Source organism: Lysobacter fragariae (assembly GCF_054779775.1).
Map to the genome: position 1 here is coordinate 358,819 of NZ_BAAGXP010000006.1, position 14,050 is coordinate 372,868.

Genomic DNA, 14,050 nt, shown 5'->3' on the forward strand with positions numbered 1-14,050 from the left:
GCGATTGCGTAGGGCGGGTCTTGACCCGCCGCAACGCCGACCGGAAAGCGGCGGGTCAAGACCCGCCCTACGCAGCGAAGTGTCGGGCCTGCTCGACGCGTGGTGGGTCAAGCACCGCCCAAGCTAGATCCCGAGCGACCGGTACTCGGTGCAGGGGCGGGCGCGCTCCCAGACCGGTTCGAACACGTACTCCAGCTGCCGCGCGCGGGCCGGCTGGTCGATGCGGGTTTCGCCTTCGGTGCGGTGACCCAGGGTGCGGAAGTACCAGCCGCCGCGGTCGTTGGCGATGAAGGCCGCCGGATAGGCGCGGTCGACGGGTTCCTCGATCACGCGGAAGACGAAGCCGCTGGGCAGCCGCTGGCCCAGTCGGATCAGCGGTGCGTGCGCGGCCTGTGGGGCATGGGCGTCCTGAAGCAGGATCTGCGCATGTCCGCCGCCGATGGCGAAACGACGCAGCGCGTCCAATACATCGGGATGGTCGAGCAGCCCGGGATCCAGTTCGCGGCTATAGATCCACAGCTGCCGCCGTGCCGTGCCGATTACGCCGAGCAGCGCCGCGATGGCAGCGTCGTGGGTTTCCACCGGATTGGGGCCATCGAGCAAGCGCCGCATCGACTGGTGATCGATGCCGGCTTCCTCGAAACGTGGGCCGTAGGGCAGGAAGCCATGTCGGGCGTAGAACCCGATCGCCGATACCTGCGCGTGCAGGGAGAGCTCGTGCCAGCCGAGTTTGCGGGCCTGTTCGATCAGCGCGAACAGCAAGGCGTCCCCGACGCCGCGGCCGCGCCAGTCCGCCAGCACCGCCATGCGTCCGATCTTGTGCTCGGGGGTCAGGCGCCCGGTGCCGATCGGCCGGCCTTCGCCGTCGCGGGCGAGGACGTGGTGGCACTGCGGATCCAGTTCGTCCCATTCCAGCTCCAGCGGCACGCCCTGTTCCTGGACGAAAACGGCCTCGCGGACGGTACGCAGCGCGGGGAGGCCGGCTGCGTAGTCCACCGTTTCGACGGTGAAGGCATCGCTGGATGGATGGGTAACGCTCATTCTTCTTCCTCGCCCTCCATGGCCAGGCGGTAGTGCCCGGCCTGGAGCAGTGCGTACACGACGTCGCGCCCGGTTTCCGACAGGGTCGCGTATGTCGCGCCGTCCAGCTCCTTGGCATTGGCAACGGATTTGGCGTCCTGGACCGGCAACGCATGGTCCAGCCCGTTGACGTACAGCTGCGCGCCGAGGCCGGACTTGCGCCAGGCCATGCGGGAGTAGGGGTGGCGGAACAGGGCGGCGCCGTGCTGCAGTTCCCACTCGACTTCGATGCGGGAGAGCGGGTCCGGTGCGGCCATCACTTCGCCCGCGTTGCGATAGAGGGTGATGAAACGACCGAACCAATCGCCCAGCCGGTCCGGATCGTTCATGCGCAGCGCGTTCAGTGCCTCGATGGCGCGGCGCATCGCGTCGTCGTCGATCTGGGCGGGGTCTGCAGGTGGTGTCAGGTCGGGGTCGCGATAGCGCAGGCCCTCGTCGGCGTCCGCCGCGAGGGTGTCGACAAAGTCCCCCAGCAGCTCCGCCGCGCTGGGCGCACGCATGCCGACAGAGAAGGTCAGGCAGGCGTCCTCGGCGACGCCGTGGTGCGGTACGCCCGGCGGCAGATAGAGCATGTCGCCCGGGCGCAGCAGCCACTCGTGGGTCGGGTGGAATTCGCGCAGCAGCTTGAGGTCGACGTCGTTGCGGAAGTCGTGCGACGGATTGGGGGATGCATCGATCTGCCAGCGCCGATGGCCCAGCCCCTGCAGCAGGAACACGTCGTACTGGTCGACGTGTGCGCCCACCGAGCCGCCCGGCGCGGCGAAGGAGATCATGATGTCGTCGAGGCGCCAGCGCGGCAGGAAGTCGAACGCGTCCAGCAGCGCGGCGACATCGGCGTCCCACTTGTCCACGTCCTGCACGAGCAGTGTCCAGTCGTGGTGTGGCATGTCGGGGAACATGGCTTCCTCGAACGGGCCGTTGCGCAGCAGCCAGGTATCGCGCTCGCGGTCGTGCGCGACGATGCGCGAGAGCGTGCCTTCCTCGCACGAGAGACCGGCGAGGTCCTCGGGTTGCAGCGGCGACTGGAAATCCGGGAACGCGTTGCGGATCAGCAGCGGTTTCTTCTGCCAGTAATCGCGCAGGAAGCGCTCCGGCGGCATGCCCAGCGGGGGCAGGGCGGAAGCATCCACTTCGATGGGAAGGGGCGCGCGTTTCGTCGCTGATTTCGACTTGACAGTCTTGCCAGTCTTGGCGGACGAGGGGGTCTTGGCGGGTCTGGTCATGTTCTTCTTCGTTGTACTTGCGTTTTCGCGGCCGTCACGGCGGTACATGCCGGGCCTGATGAGCGAAGGCGGGTTTTGTCCCGCTCCGGAAGCGGCGCCACGCAAAGGTGTTCGCCCGCCGCGCTGATGCCGGGGCATCGCGCTTGAGCAGCGGATTCTACTTGTTGCCGGGTTTACGCCGCGTTTCGAGCTGGTTCTTGAGCTTCATGCCGACATCGACGATCGCCTTGATCGCCGGGATGAGTTCGCGCCCGAGATCGGTCAGCGCGTATTCCGCCGAAGGCGGCGATGTGGCCAGCAGCTTTCGCGAGACCAGCCCTTTGGTTTCCAGTTCACGCAGCCGCGCGCTGAGCACGCGCGCAGAGATGCGCGGGATGTCGTGGCGCAGTTCGCCAAAGCGGCGTGGTTCGCCACTGAGGTACCAGATGACGTTGGGAGCCCACGCGCCGCTGAGCAGCTTCATGCACTCGGTTAGCGGACAGATCGGGGCGGGCTCGACGACTTGGCTTTTTCGGAGTGGCAGGCCCATGGGATCGCGTCGGGTGGTGGTGACTGACGGGTAATCGGGTAACCGTTTGGATACCACAATCTCTTGGTTGCAACCAGTTATTAGGTATACATCAGTAACTAGGTGGGCCTAGGATACGCCCTCCTCCCCAAGCACGGAACGCAAATGGCCCGGAATCCGACCCCATCGACGCGAAATGAAGCGCTGCGACGGCTCGGCATCGACCATCCCATCGTCCAGGGACCGTTCGGCGGCGGCCTGTCCACGGCACGACTGGCGGCGACGGTGTCCAACCTCGGCGGGTTGGGTTCGTTCGGGGCGCACATGCTGGCGCCAGGCGACATCGGGCGCGTCACCGACGACATCCGCTCGCTGACGGGCAAACCCTTTGCGCTCAACCTGTGGGTGTCTGACCACGATGAGGGCGGCGATCGTATCGATCAGGCGACCTTCGACCGCGCCTGGCCGATCTTCGAGCCGTATTTCCGCGAACTGGGAGTCGACAAGCCGGAACTGGCCGAACGCGGCCACCCGCGTTTCGAAGCGCAGGTCGAAGCGCTCCTGGAAGCAGCTCCGTCGGTTTTCAGCTTCGTGTTCGGCATCCCGTCGCGCTCGATCCTGGACGAATGCGAGCGGCGCGGGATTGTCACGGTTGGCGCGGCTACCTCTATTGCCGAGGCGCTCGCGCTGGAAGAAGCCGGCGTCGACCTGATCGTCGCCACCGGTGCGGAGGCGGGTGGCCACCGGCCGTCTTTCCTGGCGCCAGCAGAAGAATCGCTGATGGGCACGCTGACGCTGGTGCAACTGGTGACCCAGCGGGTGCGCACGCCGGTGATCGCAGCCGGCGGTATCGCCGATGGTCGTGGCATCCGCGCGGTGATGGAGCTGGGTGCGCAGGCGGCGCAGATCGGGACGGCATTCCTGGCGTGCGCGGAATCGGGAACGACCGATCTGCATCGGGACATGCTCTTCAGCGCCAATGCCCGCCACAGCACGTTGACGCGCGCCTTCACCGGGCGACTGGCGCGTGGCATCCGCAATCGCTGGACGGACGAGATGGCACCGCGCATCGCTGAGCTGCCGCCGTTCCCCACCACCAGCTGGTTCGTTTCGAAATTGCGTCCTGCCGCGATCAAGGCCGGGCGTAGCGACCTGATTTCGTTGTGGGGCGGCCAGATCGCTCCCAACCTGCGCCACCGCTCCGCGGAGACGCTGATGCACGCGTTGTTGCAACAGCTGGATGCCTCCAGCACCCACCCCCAAGCAAAGGAAGCCATTGCATGAAGCTCTATTACTCTCCCGGTGCCTGCTCGCTGTCCCCGCACATCATCGCCCGCGAACTGGGCCTGGACATCCAGCTGGTCAAGGTCGACACCAAGACCAAGCAGACCGAATCCGGCCAGGATTTCCTCAAGATCAACCCCAAGGGCTACGTGCCGGCGCTGGAGCTGGATAACGGCGAAGTGCTGACCGAAGGCACGGCGATCGTGCAGTACCTGGCCGATCGCAAGCCCGAGGCCAGGCTGGCAGCGGCCAACGGCACCTTCGAGCGCTCGCGCCTGCAGGAAACGCTGGGCTATATCAGCACCGAATTGCACAAGTCCTACACGCCGCTTTTCTATCCGACCACGCCCGTGGAAGTGAAGCAGGAGCGCAAGGACTACCTGCGCAAGCGCTACGACCTGATCGAGCAGACGTTGGCCGAGCAGCCGTACCTGTCGGGCGAGCAGTTCAGCATCGCCGACGCGTACCTGTTCACCGTGACCAGCTGGGCCAGCCATGTCGACCTGGACATGTCGGGCTACAAGGCGATCAACGACTTCCAGCAGCGCGTGGCCTCGCGGCCGGCGGTGAAGGCGGCGCTGGTGGCGGAAGGTCTGGTTAAGGCGGCCTGATCAGGCATCGAGATGCGGTCCGGGTCGCACCGTGCGGCCCGGACCGTTGCTTTTGTGGTGGTGCGAAAGGCGTGCCGGAGGTCCGGCAATGGCTGGACGGCGGGAGCTGTCGGGAAGCGAGTCTAGGAGAGCGCCGAACGCGGCTTGCCCCATCCGACTTGTGGCGCCTTTGTATGGCGGAGCTTGCTCCGCTGCTCTTGCGTGAAAGCCAAGCATGAAATGCAGCGGGGCAAGCAAGCTCCGCTCCACAAACGAACGCTCATCAAGGCTTGGCGGAACGTTCCTTCGCGATCCGCTCATCCAGCGTCTTTGCCGCACGTTCGGCGTACGCCTTGCATGCAGTTGGATCGACCAGCGCCACGCCGCTGCCCGACGTCATCCGCTCAAACATGCGGCTGGCGACCGGATGGGGCGTCAGCAGGATGTCGCAGGGCAGGGTGCCGACGGTCGCCAGTGATTGGCGAAATGTCGCCAGTACATCGGCGTGATCGGAATATCGGTACACATCGTCCGAAATGGCCGTGAGGCTGTCGGCATAGACCACGTTCCGACAGGTGCCGGCCTCGCACGACGTCCACGTCCAGCTGGTGCCACCGGGCGTGTGTCCCGGCGTCGCGTGGGCCTGCAGGTGGAGCGGTCCCAGCGAAAGGGTTTCGCCATCGGCGATCCGCCGGACATTCGCCACCGTGGCGATGGCCGGCAGCAGGAGTTGCTGTGGATCGCTGCGGTCGGGCGTGCCGCGTTCGAAAACAACTGCGGCCGGCTCACGTGCGATCACCGTGGCGCCGCTGTCGTGCTGCAACTGTGCGATGCCACCGGCGTGATCGTGATGGGTGTGCGAGTTGAGGAAGTAGCGCACGTCCTCAATTCGCAGGCCCAGTGCGCGGATGTTCGCCTCGATGGAGGCCGCGGCATTGTCGGTGGCGCCGTCGATCAGGATGTGTCCTTGCTTCGACGTGATCAGGATCGCACTGATCGCGCAGGTACCGACATACCAGGTGTTGCCATGGATATGGCGCGGTGTGGTCGGGTCGCTCCAGCCCGCATCGGCGGCACAAGGCGTGGGCGTAGGTAGCGCGGCCGGAGCGATGGGCTGCGGAACCGAAGTCGCGCAGCCGGCCAGCAGCAGCGCTGCCGTGAGGGAGAAGCACAACGCATCCTTGCGAGCCATGGGCAGCCTCAGATCTCGCGAGCCAAAGAATCGGCGATGCCGATGTAGCTCCCCGGTGTCATGTCGAGCAGGCGCTGCTTCGCATCGGCGGGCAGGTCCAGCGACGTGATGAATTCGCGCATCGAATCCGCATTGATGCCGTGGCCGCGGGTCAGCGCCTTCAGCTGCTCGTACGGGTTGGGCAGGCCATGGCGGCGCATCACTGTCTGCACGGCTTCGGCGAGCACTTCCCATGCGGCGTCGAGATCGGCCGCCAGTCGTTCCGGATTGACGCTGAGCTTGTTCAAACCACGCTGCAAAGACTCGAAACCGATCAGCATGTGGCCGAACGCGGTGCCCAGCGCACGCAGCACGGTGGAGTCGGTGAGGTCACGCTGCCAGCGGCTGATCGGCAGCTTGGCGGCGAAGTGTTCGAACAGTGCGCTGGCGATGCCGAAGTTGCCTTCCGCGTTCTCGAAGTCGATCGGGTTGACCTTGTGCGGCATGGTCGAGCTGCCGACTTCGCCGGCCTTCACGGCCTGCTTGAAGTAACCCTGCGAGATGTAACCCCAGATATCGCGGCACAGGTCGATGGCGATGGTGTCGATGCGCTTGGACACGTCGCACAGCTCGGCGACGCCGTCGTGCGGCTCGATCTGGGTGGTGTAGGGCTGCCAGGTCAGGTCCAGCGACTCGACGAAATGGCGCGAGAACGTGGTCCAGTCGATATCGGGATACGCCGCGACGTGCGCGTTGTAGTTGCCGACCGCGCCATTGATCTTGCCGGGCATCGGCAGACCGGCGAGCACTTCGCCCTGGCGCTGCAGGCGGGCGACGACGTTCGCGAGTTCCTTGCCGACGGTGGTCGGCGACGCGGTCTGGCCGTGGGTGCGCGAGAGCATCGGCACGGCGGCATGGTCGTGCGCCATCGCGCGCAGCTTCTCGATCAGCTCGTCCAGCTTGGGCAGCAGCACGTCCTGGCGCGCCTCGTTGAGCATCAGTGCGTAGCTGAGGTTGTTGATGTCCTCGCTGGTGCAGGCGAAGTGGACGAATTCCAGCGCCGGGCCAAGCTCGGTGTCGCCCTTGAGCTTTTCCTTGATCAGGTATTCGACGGCCTTGACGTCGTGGTTGGTGGTGCGCTCGATTTCCTTCACCCGTGCCGCGTCGGCGACGGAGAGGTTGTCGGCCAGGGCGCGCAGCTTGTCGGTGGCGGCAGGCGAGAACGGCTTCAGCTCGACAATGCGCGGTTCGTTGGCCAGCGCCACCAGCCATTCCACCTCGACCTTGACGCGGGCCTTGATCAGGCCGAATTCGGAGAAGATCGGTCGCAGGGCGTCGACCTTGCCGGCGTAGCGGCCATCGAGCGGGGAGAGGGCGAGGAGCTGGGTTTCGACGGACATGGCGTTGGGGGCAGCGAAGGCAAACCGCAATTCTACAGTGCGCGGCTCCGCGGCTCCTCCCGTCCGGGCGGCCAGCGGGAGGCGCTTCCCGGGCGATCGCCAGCGGCCACTGCGTCCGGAATCATCCGGCGTAAGCTGGGGAATCGACCTCGAAAGGAGACGATCCAGATGGCCAAGAAGACCACCGGCTTTCGCCTCGAACACGACAGCATGGGCGAGCTCCAGGTGCCTGCCGATGCCCTGTGGGGCGCCCAGACCCAGCGGGCCGTACAGAATTTCCCGGTGTCGGGCGTGCCGCTGCCGCGCGAGTTCGTCCGCGCGCTCGGCCTGGTCAAGGCGGCCGCGGCCGAGGTCAACGGCGGCTTCGGTCTGCTCGACAAGGGCGTGGCCACGGCGATCCGGGCGGCCGCGCTTGAGGTCGCCGCGGGCACCCACGACGCGCATTTCCCCATCGACGTGTTCCAGACCGGTTCGGGCACCTCCAGCAACATGAACGCGAATGAGGTGATCGCGACGCTCGCCTCGCGCGCCAGCCGCGCGAAGGCCGCCATCCATCCCAACGACCACGTCAACCTGGGCCAGAGTTCCAACGACGTGATTCCCACCGCGATCCGGGTCGGCGCGCAAGTGGCCACGGTCGAACAACTGCTGCCGGCGCTGAAGCACCTGCGTCGGACCATCGACCGCCGTGGCCGTGCGCTCGACGGCATTACCAAGACCGGCCGCACCCACCTGATGGATGCGATGCCGTTGACGTTCGGGCAGGAGTTCGGCGCGTGGTCGTCACAGCTGCACTCGGCGCAGGCCCGTATCGACGATGCCCTGAAGCGCCTGCGTCGCCTCCCCATCGGCGGCACCGCGATCGGTACGGGCATCAATGCCGACCCCCGCTTCGGCAAGGCGATGGCGAAGGCGCTTTCGACGCTGACAGGAACGAAATTCGAGTCAGCCATCGACAAGTTCGAAGGGCTCGCGGCGCAGGACGACGCCGTGGAGCTGTCCGGCCAGCTCAGTGCGCTGGCGGTGGCGCTGATGAAGATCGCCAACGACCTGCGCTGGATGAATTCAGGCCCGCTCGCGGGCTTGGGCGAGATCGAGCTGCCCGCATTGCAACCCGGCAGTTCGATCATGCCGGGCAAAGTGAACCCGGTGATTCCGGAGTCCGTCGCGATGGTCTGCGCACAGGTGATGGGGCATCACACGGCAATTACGGTGGCCGGACAGAGCGGCAACTTCCAGCTCAACGTGATGCTTCCGCTGATCGCGTTCGACGTGCTGGATTCGATCCGGCTGCTGTCCAACGCCATGCGCCTTCTGGCCGACTCGGCCATCGCCGGCCTGCGCGCACGAGGTGCGCATGTGCGCGAGGCGCTGGACCGCAATCCGATCCTCGTCACCGCGCTCAACCCGATCATCGGCTACGAAAAGGCCGCGGCGATCGCCAAGCGTGCCTACAAGGAAAAGCGGCCGGTGCTGGATGTCGCGCTGGAGATGAGCGGGCTGCCGGAAAAGCAGTTGCGCAAGCTGCTCGATCCCGTGCTTCTCACCAAGGGTGGAATCCACGGTGGCAGCGCGGGTGGGTGAGGCGTTGGCCGTGCTGCGTCGCTCAAAGTGAAGGCCTCGATGGCGACGGGCGCCATCGAGGCCGTTCTATAGGCTTCCGTTATTTCTTCTGAGCGGGCTTGGCGGCTTCCGCCGCTTCGGCCGCTGCGTCCTTCGCGGTGTTTTCGGCGGTCGCTTCCGCTGACTCGGTGTCGTCGACGTCATGGCCATCGACGTCATGGCCATCGACATCGCGGCCATCGGCATCGACGGACACGGTCGTCGAGTGTGAGTCTTCCTTGTAGCAATCGTCGATGTCGGACTGGTCCATGGTCGCGTATGGCCTGAACTCCGGCAGGGCAGCGGCGAGCGTGTCCTGCGAGGCCTTCATCGCCGGCAGGCGCGAGCACAGCTGGCGGGCGGCTGCCTTGATCCGGGTCGCTTCGGCTTCGACGCTCCGTTCGATTTCCTTCTCCGACTTGCCAGAGAAGATGCCGCCGATGGCTTCGCTGATTGCTTTGCCGGCCAGGTCAGCACCCTGTGCACCGATCTCCATGCCATTTTGCGCAACGCCTACATAGTGGCCACGGTAGTCGAGCAGGAGTTTGCGCTGGGCGTCGTTGATGGTCACGGTTTTTCCGTCGATCAACAGGTCGCCCTTAGGGGTGATTTCGGCCTTCGGACGCGAGTCCTTGGCTTCCTCGTTATCGGAGACGGACGAGCCGTCCTTGTCGGTGTGGATCCGGAAATGGTTGTTGAGGCTGATGTTTTCCGTCTCCAGCTTTTCCTTGGCCTTGTTGATTTCCTTCTCCACCACGCGCCCCAGGGCGGTGCTCGCGTGGTCGTTGCCCGAAGCGGCCGACGGCGACTTGGAGGAGTTGCTGCACGCGACCAGTGGCATGGAGGCGAGTAGGGCGATGGCGAGATTGCGTCGAATGTTCACGACTGGGGCTCCATGGGAAGGGATGGTGGAGGAAGGCTCAGCCTTCCTCACGCCAGCGGCGCAGGCGGATCGCGCCGTAGATCATCGCGATGCCGACGATGACGCCAATCCAGATGTCGGCATGGCCCAGCACGCTCCAGCTCGCACCCAGGTTCAGCGCTTCCGGGATGTTTTGCGGTTCGCCGATGTGCTTCAGGTCGTCGGCGATGGTTGGCAGCCAGCTGCCGGGGACCACGCTGAGCAGGCCGCGGTAGACCACCGTGTACCAGATCTTGTCGAGCGGCAGATGGACACCGGAGATCGACATGATCCCGCCGACGAAACTGATCGTCGCGCAGCCCAGCACCGGCACCATTACCGCCCAGAGGAAGGGCACGCGACGGGACCAGGCGGAGCACAGCATCAGCCAGCCCACCGCGGGCAACGACCACAGGATCTGGATCGGCAGCGTGAGCAGGATCTTGCCGACGATCTGGAAAGGATGGGAGTTGACGAGGATTCCGCTCGCGCCGGGCAGGCCGTTCACCGTGGTGGTGAGCGTGGTGATCACCCACAAAGCCAGACCGGTGAGGATGCCCACGCCGACGGCTACCAGCGGCGCCAGCAACAGCGCCCATGCGGCCTTGGACAGCACCATCTGGGTGTCGGACACCGGCATCGACTTCCAGAACAGGATGCTGCGGTCGCGACGGTCGTCGTACAACGAACCCAGCGAGTAGAAGAACACCACGAAGGCCAGAACCACCATCGCGAGCCCGATGCCGCCCAGCAATGCACCATCGCCAACCGCACCGCTGATCTTGGCCGCTTCCTCCGCGCCGCCTTCGGAGAAGTGGACGCCGTGCTTCTGGCCGATGATCGTGCCTGCGATCGCAGCGAGCAGCGCGAACAACGTGGCGATGCCGCCGGTGATCACGGGCGCCCAGAAGAAGCCGCCCTTGTGCTCCCAGAACTCGCGGCGCAGCAGCAGTTTGAACTTGTGCGTTGCGTGCGGCGGGGCCACGGGGGCGTGGACATGGTTTTCGGCGATGGCGTTCATGCGTAGGTCCCCTTCATGGTGGCGACGAACAGGTCTGCCAGGCCGGGTGTGCGGGTCTCGCCCAGTGTCTCCAGGCGGCCGTGGTCGATGCCGTCGAACAGCATCACGGTCTTGCCGAACGGCAGCGCGCGTTCGTCGAGGGGCTTGAGGCCGCGGGCCTCGTCGGTCTTGTCGCCGTTGACCAGCACTTCGACGTAGCGGGCACCGATGTCCTCCATCGCGGCGTTGATGGTGATTCTGCCGTCGCGGATGAACATCACGTCGGTGAGGATGTGTTCGATCTCCTCGACCTGGTGGGTGGTGACGATGATCGTCTTCTCTTCATCAAAGTAGTCTTCCAGCAGGCGCTGGTAGAACTGCTTGCGGTAGAGGATGTCCAGGCCGAGCGTCGGTTCGTCCAGCACCAGCAACTTGGCGTCGATCGCCATGACCAGCGCCAGGTGAAGCTGGACGATCATGCCTTTCGACATCTCGCGCACCTTCATGTTCGGCTTCAGCTGGGTGTTGGCCAGGAAGCGGTCGCAGCGGGCGCGGTCGAAACGCGGGTGCACGCCGCTGACGAACTCGATCGCGTCCTTGACCCTCATCCAGCGCGGCAGCACGGCCACGTCGGCGATGAAGCAGACATCGCGCATCAGTTCATCGCGCTGGGTGCGCGGGTCGCGGCCGAGGACGTCGAGCTGTCCTTCGAACGGGATCAGGCCGAGCATCGCCTTGAGTGCGGTGGTCTTGCCGGCGCCGTTGGGACCGATCAGGCCGACGATACGGCCGGTAGGGATTTCGAAGGTGGCGCCGTCGAGCGCCAGCTTGTTCTTGTAGTGCTTGCGCAGGCCGCGGGCAGTGACGACCGGGGCGACGCGGGTGTCGTTGGCGGCGTTCATTGCGTACCTTCCTTGTTGCCGGCGCGCAGCAGTTCTTCGATGCCCAGGCCCAAGCGCTTGATGCGCTCCACGACCTGCGGCCATTCCTCGGTGAGGAAGCGATCACGCTCGCTGAGGAGCAACTTCCGTGCGGCTTCTTCGGTGACGTACATGCCAAGTCCCCTGCGTTTTTCGACGAGTGCCTCGTCCGCCAGTTCCTGGTAGGCGCGCGAGACGGTGATTGGATTGAGCTGGTACTCGGCGGCGACCTGCCTCACAGAGGGCAGGGCATCGCCGGGCTTGAGCACGCCATCGAGCATCATTGCGATGACGCGCTCCTTCAGCTGGCGGTAGATGGGAGCGCTGTCGCTCCACGTGATTGCGGCCATGGTCAGCCCCGCGGCGAGAAGGAGAAGTACGGCATGACAGCTGTCTGCCGGCGTTGATGCGGGCCCTTGCGGGAGACGCGGTTGGTGTTCTGGGCGTCCATGCCCTGCCTGGCGTCCAGTGCCAGTGCGGAAGCGGTTGCGAGTTCAGCGGACAGTGCGACCGCGTTGGAAAGCGTGTTGCCGACAGCGCGGCCTTCGACGAAGTCCGCGGCCTGGCGGGCCTGGGACAGGACGCCTGCCGGGGCGGTGTCGAGCGGCATCGCGACCATCAGGGCGATGGCCAGCGCTGCGCCAGTAGCCGTGAAGGCGGAGAGCGAGTTGCGGAGCTTGTGGTTCATGGCGAACGTCCTGCTCGTTGGTAGACCGGTGTTGTATGCAACTATAACACCTAAACACAGGGCGTCAACAAGGCAGATACCCAACTGAAGGCATATAGGGATAGGAGCGGCTGGAACCGGGCTTCCCAGACCAGCAGTAGCCACACAACTACCAATAAAATCAGCTGGTTAAGTGTTGTCCTTCAGCCGCTCTGATCGGCAGGAAGCCGCGTCGCACCGGTAACGCCCCCGCTGGGCCGGGCAAAATTAGCCCGTTCTCTCGCAAAGAAATGCGCTGGGTCAGGTGCGCTGGCGTGGACCACGGCTACGTAGCGGGAGCGGTGGCCGCATGCATGTAGCTGTTTCCACGGCAGGCGGCCAGCAACGCAGGAACGTCTAATGCGCTTGGGTTGAGGATGACGTCCGTGCAACTCACGTCGCTGCACACGGTCAAGGTTGGGCAGCGCAAGGATTCGGTCTTTGAAACGGTGATTGCCGGCATAGCCCCACGCCGTGACAATACCCGGCCGGCACCGCGCGACCCGCGGCGCGCCATGGGTGGGCTCGACTCCCCAGAACCGCACAACGCGGCCGGTCGCAAACCAACCAGGAGTTTTCCCCGATGAAATCCCTCGTGCGCGGCACCGCCGTGCTCATCGCTTCCGCAGCCATGCTTTCGGCTGCAGCGACTCTTTCGGCCTGGGCTGCCCCCAAGGCTTCCAACGCCAAGCCCGCAACCCAGGAAAAGACCGTGCTGACCACTGATCGCGACAAAGCCAGCTACATGGTCGGTACTGATATTGCCCGCTCGATCGCGCCGGTCGGCCCCGACCTGGACATGGCGGCGTTCGAACGCGCCATCCGCAACGCCTTCGAAGGCGGCAAGCCGCTGCTCACGCAGGAAGAGGCGGCCACGACCGGCAAGGCCCTGATGGCCCGCATCGGTGCCCGCAACAACCAGGCCGCCGGTGGTGCGCTGCCGGACGTAGCGAAGGACAAGGTCGGCCTGCTGGTCGGCGGCGACGTGGGTCGCTCGCTGGTTTCGATCAAGGAAGAGATCGACCTGTCCACGCTGCTGCAGGCGGTCCGCACGTCGATGGCCGGTGGCAAGCTGCTTCTCAGCGACGCCGAAATCACCGCCGTCCGCGAGAGCTTCTCCAAGCAGATCCAGGAAAAGATGACCGCGAAGCAGACCGCTGCCGCGGGCAAGAACAAGGCCGATGGTGATGCGTTCCTCGCGAAGAACAAGGCCGAGAAGGGCGTGTTCACCACGGCCAGCGGCCTGCAGTACATGGTGCTGCGTCAAGGCAACGGTCCGCATCCGCGCCCCGTCGACAAGGTCCGCGTGAACTATCACGGCACGCTGCTCGATGGCACCGTCTTCGACAGCTCCTATGATCGTGGCCAGCCGGTCGAGTTCCCGCTGAACCAGGTCATCCCGGGCTGGACGGAAGGCGTCGCCCTGATGCCCGTTGGTGCGAAGTACCGCTTCTGGATCCCCGGTGAACTGGCCTATGGCGCCGGCGGAACCCCGGACGGCAAGATCGGTCCGAACTCCACCCTCGTGTTCGATGTCGAACTGATGGCGATCCTGCCCTGACACAATCGGGACAGGGCCAAATTCCGTAGACACCACGTTCAGCCGGTCGCCCTCACGGTGGCCGGCCCCCAAAACCTCAACCTTTGATTTTTCAGGAGTTCCCG

At 65.3% G+C, this 14,050-nt stretch carries 13 protein-coding genes and 1 pseudogene; 4 read left to right on the top strand and 10 right to left on the bottom strand.

Annotation, left to right across the window (positions count from 1 at the left end; all coding sequences use genetic code 11):
• Positions 1-123: 123 nt before the first annotated feature.
• The 3 genes and pseudogenes from ACYVD7_RS07615 to ACYVD7_RS07625 form a co-directional block, all read right to left on the bottom strand.
• Entirely contained in the window at positions 124-1,041 is a 918-nt protein-coding gene (locus tag ACYVD7_RS07615; protein ID WP_460761170.1) for a GNAT family N-acetyltransferase, read from the bottom strand.
• Positions 1,041-2,303, bottom strand: a pseudogene (locus ACYVD7_RS07620) (JmjC domain-containing protein); the annotation flags it as partial. The gene ACYVD7_RS07615 and the pseudogene ACYVD7_RS07620, both read right to left, overlap by 1 nt.
• A 157-nt stretch (positions 2,304-2,460) precedes the next feature.
• On the bottom strand, positions 2,461-2,766 hold the full coding sequence (locus ACYVD7_RS07625) for a winged helix-turn-helix transcriptional regulator (protein WP_460761173.1): 306 nt from the start codon (positions 2,764-2,766) through the stop codon (positions 2,461-2,463).
• 210 nt (positions 2,767-2,976) lie between these two features.
• Here ACYVD7_RS07625 and ACYVD7_RS07630 point away from each other — a divergent pair, with 210 nt between their 5' ends.
• Together ACYVD7_RS07630 and gstA are read left to right on the top strand one after the other, a co-directional pair.
• A complete protein-coding gene (locus ACYVD7_RS07630) occupies positions 2,977-4,095 on the top strand; it encodes an NAD(P)H-dependent flavin oxidoreductase (protein ID WP_460761175.1) in 1,119 nt (372 codons plus the stop codon).
• Positions 4,092-4,706 (top strand): glutathione transferase GstA, encoded by a 615-nt coding sequence (gene gstA, locus ACYVD7_RS07635; protein ID WP_460761178.1) that lies wholly within the window; start codon positions 4,092-4,094, stop codon positions 4,704-4,706. The genes ACYVD7_RS07630 and gstA overlap by 4 nt, the downstream gene beginning before the upstream one ends.
• A gap of 262 nt (positions 4,707-4,968) precedes the next feature.
• Here the strand turns inward: gstA and bla are convergent, their stop codons facing one another.
• Together bla and purB are read right to left on the bottom strand one after the other, a co-directional pair.
• Positions 4,969-5,877, bottom strand: coding sequence for a subclass B3 metallo-beta-lactamase (gene bla, locus ACYVD7_RS07640; protein ID WP_460761180.1), 909 nt, complete (start codon positions 5,875-5,877; stop codon positions 4,969-4,971).
• A gap of 8 nt (positions 5,878-5,885) precedes the next feature.
• Positions 5,886-7,256 carry an adenylosuccinate lyase gene (purB, locus tag ACYVD7_RS07645; RefSeq protein WP_460761183.1) on the bottom strand — a complete coding sequence of 457 codons (1,371 nt, stop codon included), beginning with the start codon at positions 7,254-7,256 and terminating at the stop codon, positions 5,886-5,888.
• Positions 7,257-7,424: 168 nt separating this feature from the next.
• Between purB and ACYVD7_RS07650 the strand changes: the two genes are divergently transcribed.
• A complete protein-coding gene (locus tag ACYVD7_RS07650) occupies positions 7,425-8,840 on the top strand; it encodes a class II fumarate hydratase (RefSeq protein WP_460761186.1) in 1,416 nt (471 codons plus the stop codon).
• A 79-nt stretch (positions 8,841-8,919) separates the two neighbouring features.
• Here the strand turns inward: ACYVD7_RS07650 and ACYVD7_RS07655 are convergent, their stop codons facing one another.
• From ACYVD7_RS07655 to ACYVD7_RS07675, 5 genes are read right to left on the bottom strand one after another with little or no spacing between them, the layout of a single operon-like run.
• Positions 8,920-9,741, bottom strand: coding sequence for a YggN family protein (locus ACYVD7_RS07655; RefSeq protein WP_460761189.1), 822 nt, complete (start codon positions 9,739-9,741; stop codon positions 8,920-8,922).
• A 37-nt stretch (positions 9,742-9,778) separates the two neighbouring features.
• The gene (locus tag ACYVD7_RS07660; protein ID WP_460761192.1) at positions 9,779-10,780 is read right to left on the bottom strand and encodes an ABC transporter permease; all 1,002 of its coding nucleotides are present in this window, start codon (positions 10,778-10,780) and stop codon (positions 9,779-9,781) included.
• Positions 10,777-11,661 (bottom strand): ABC transporter ATP-binding protein, encoded by an 885-nt coding sequence (locus tag ACYVD7_RS07665; protein ID WP_460761194.1) that lies wholly within the window; start codon positions 11,659-11,661, stop codon positions 10,777-10,779. The genes ACYVD7_RS07660 and ACYVD7_RS07665 overlap by 4 nt, the downstream gene beginning before the upstream one ends.
• A complete protein-coding gene (locus ACYVD7_RS07670; protein ID WP_460761197.1) occupies positions 11,658-12,029 on the bottom strand; it encodes a GntR family transcriptional regulator in 372 nt (123 codons plus the stop codon). The genes ACYVD7_RS07665 and ACYVD7_RS07670 overlap by 4 nt, the downstream gene beginning before the upstream one ends.
• 2 nt (positions 12,030-12,031) lie before the next feature.
• Positions 12,032-12,367, bottom strand: a complete 336-nt coding sequence (locus ACYVD7_RS07675; RefSeq protein ID WP_460761200.1) for a hypothetical protein — start codon at positions 12,365-12,367, stop codon at positions 12,032-12,034.
• A 601-nt stretch (positions 12,368-12,968) separates the two neighbouring features.
• On the opposite strand from ACYVD7_RS07675, the gene ACYVD7_RS07680 reads away from it, so the two are divergent.
• Positions 12,969-13,946: an FKBP-type peptidyl-prolyl cis-trans isomerase N-terminal domain-containing protein gene (locus ACYVD7_RS07680; protein WP_460761202.1), complete on the top strand. Its 978-nt coding sequence runs from the start codon at positions 12,969-12,971 to the stop codon at positions 13,944-13,946.
• The last annotated feature ends 104 nt before the right edge of the window (positions 13,947-14,050 follow it).